2 protein-coding genes and 1 pseudogene are annotated in these 2,719 nt (G+C 69.3%); all 3 read left to right on the forward strand.

Annotation, left to right across the window (positions count from 1 at the left end; all coding sequences use genetic code 11):
* Nucleotides 1–362: pseudogene (locus tag H0488_RS22740) on the forward strand (homoserine kinase); the annotation flags it as partial.
* Nucleotides 363–578: 216 nt separating this feature from the next.
* Nucleotides 579–2,333: a transcription termination factor Rho gene (gene rho / locus H0488_RS22745; RefSeq protein WP_376768503.1), complete on the forward strand. Its 1,755-nt coding sequence runs from the start codon at nucleotides 579–581 to the stop codon at nucleotides 2,331–2,333.
* Nucleotides 2,334–2,446: 113 nt separating this feature from the next.
* Nucleotides 2,447–2,662, forward strand: a complete 216-nt coding sequence (gene rpmE / locus H0488_RS22750; protein WP_183101467.1) for a 50S ribosomal protein L31 — start codon at nucleotides 2,447–2,449, stop codon at nucleotides 2,660–2,662.
* The last annotated feature ends 57 nt before the right edge of the window (nucleotides 2,663–2,719 follow it).

A 2,719-nucleotide genomic window follows, 5' to 3' on the forward strand; every position in this document is an offset into this window, starting at 1 on the left:
CACCCGACCCGGTGTCGACCGAGCTCGCCCGCGGCCTGCTCCCGGAGCAGGTGCCGCACGCCGACGCCGCCGCCAACGCGGGCCGCGCGGCGCTGCTGGTCGCGGCGCTCGCCGGTCGACCCGAGCACCTGTGGCGAGCCACCGCCGACAGGCTGCACCAGGAGTACCGTCGCCCGGCGATGCCGGCCAGCCTCGATCTCGTCGACGCCCTGCGGGCGGACGGGGTGCCGGCCATCGTCTCGGGCGCAGGACCGACGGTGCTCGCGTTCACCGACACCACCGACGGACTGCTGGCCCGCTGTCCCGAGGGTTGGGTCGCGCTCCAGCTCGGCATCGACTCCCGCGGCGCGGTCGCGTGGTGAGTTGCGCGTCGAGTGTCGTCGCGGCGTGGGTCGGTGTACTCTGACGACGCGTCACCACGCCGATCCCTCGGTTCTCGACGCCGCGCCAGAGCTGGAAGCAGCATCGCGCGCATCTCCTTCCTCGCCCGGTCGGCCCTTGTCCGCCTGAGGAAGATCTGACCAACGCCCTCCCTCCCCTCGGAGCGGAGTGGCCGTATTACGTGGGAAGGACCTCACGTGACCGAAGTTCTCGAATCCACAGAGGCGCCGAAGAAGCGCAGCGGTGGACTCAACACCATGCTCCTCGCCGACCTCAAGGCGATGGCGAACGGAATGGGCATCTCCGGCGCCGGAAGCATGAAGAAGGCCCAGCTGGTCGACGCGATCAAGGCCGCCCAGGGGCGACCGGCGACCGGCGACCGGCCCAAGACCGACGACAGGCCGAAGGTCGAGGACCAGCCGAAGGCTGACGACCAGCCCAAGGCCGAGGACCGGCCCAAGGCCGAGGACCGGCCCAAGGCCGAGGACCGGCCCAAGCGCGAGCGCAAGGCCGACGACAAGCAGCAGGAGCGGTCGAACGACGACCGGTCGAAGGACGACGACAAGCCCAAGGGCCAGCAGAAGGACCAGCCGAAGCAGCAGGACGGCCCGAAGCGCCAGGACCAGCAGAAGCAGCAGGACCAGAAGCAGCAGGACCAGCCGAAGCAGCAGGACCAGAAGCAGCAGGACCAGAAGCAGGACGGCGAGGACGGCGAGGGCGGCGCCCGCCGCAACCGGCGTCGCCGCGGCCGCGATCGCAACCGCACCACCACCGGGGGCCGCGCCGAGCCCGACACGACGATCCTCGAGGACGACGTGCTGGTGCCCGCCGCCGGCATCCTCGACGTGCTCGACAACTACGCCTTCGTGCGCACCAGCGGCTACCTCGCCGGTCCGGACGACGTCTATCTCTCGCTCTCGATGGTGCGCAAGTACGGCCTGCGTCGCGGTGACGCGATCGTCGGCCAGGTGCGCCAGCCCCGCGAGGGCGAGCGCCGCGAGAAGTTCAACCCGATGGTGAGCATCGAGAGCGTCAACGGCGTCGACCCCGAGCAGGCCCGGCACCGCGTCGACTTCGCGAAGCTGACCCCGCTCTATCCGAGCGAGCGGCTCCGCCTCGAGACCGACCCGGCCAACATGATCGGGCGGGTCATCGACATCGCGGCGCCGATCGGCAAGGGCCAGCGCGGCCTCATCGTCTCGCCCGCGAAGGCCGGCAAGACCATGATCCTGCAGCAGATCGCCAACTCGATCACGACCAACAACCCCGAGTGCCACCTGATGGTGGTGCTGGTCGACGAGCGGCCCGAGGAGGTCACCGACTTCGAGCGCTCGGTCAAGGGCGAGGTCATCTCGTCGACCTTCGACCGGCCGGCCACCGACCACACGACCGTCGCCGAGCTCGCGATCGAGCGGGCGAAGCGACTGGTCGAGCTCGGGCACGACGTCGTCGTGCTCCTCGACGGGATCACCCGGCTCGGGCGCGCCTACAACCTGGCGGCCCCGGCGAGCGGGCGGATCCTGTCCGGCGGCGTGGACTCCGCGGCGCTCTACCCGCCCAAGAAGTTCTTCGGCGCGGCCCGCAACATCGAGAACGGCGGATCGCTCACCATCCTCGCCACCGCGCTCATCGACAGCGGTTCGAAGATGGACGAGGTGATCTTCGAGGAGTTCAAGGGCACCGGCAACATGGAGATCCGGCTGCGCCGCGACTTCGCCGACAAGCGCCTGTTCCCGGCGATCGACGTCATCCAGTCCGGCACCCGTCGCGAGGAGCTCCTGATGAGCAAGGAGGAGATGGCGATCGTGTGGAAGCTGCGCCGCGTCCTCTCCGCGCTCGACACCCAGCAGGCCCTCGAGGTGCTGCTCGAGAAGCTCAAGAAGTCGCACAGCAACATCGACTTCCTGATGCAGGTGCAGAAGACGACGCCGACCCCCGGCACCGAGGAGTAGGCCCGGAGCAGCCGCGGAATAGGCAAGGGCCCCGCGGCGCTTCTAAGATGATCCGTTGGCTCCGGTTCACGCTCGCACACGGCTGGCGACCCGGCGCTCTGAGAGAGGACACCATGAAGAAGGACATCCACCCCGACTACGTCGTGACCGAAGTGACCTGCACCTGTGGCAGCACCTTCACGACGCGCAGCACCGTGAGCTCCGGCACCATCCACTCCGACGTCTGCTCGCAGTGCCACCCGTTCTACACCGGCAAGCAGAAGATCCTCGACACCGGCGGCCGCGTCGCCCGCTTCGAGGCCCGCTACGCCAAGGCTGCCAAGAAGTAGCTGCCTGACCGCGCCGGTCGTCCCGCCCTCGAGGTGGGACGACCGGCGTTCGTCATT

Origin of the sequence: Nocardioides pelophilus (assembly GCF_014180685.1) — a bacterium.
In the GTDB taxonomy this organism is placed as follows: Bacteria; Actinomycetota; Actinomycetes; order Propionibacteriales; family Nocardioidaceae; genus Nocardioides; species Nocardioides pelophilus.

Coding starts and splice junctions, on each gene's coding strand:
- rpmE (WP_183101467.1), top strand. CDS start 2,447: ATGAAGAAGGACATCCACCCCGACTACGTCGTGACCGAAGTGACCTGC.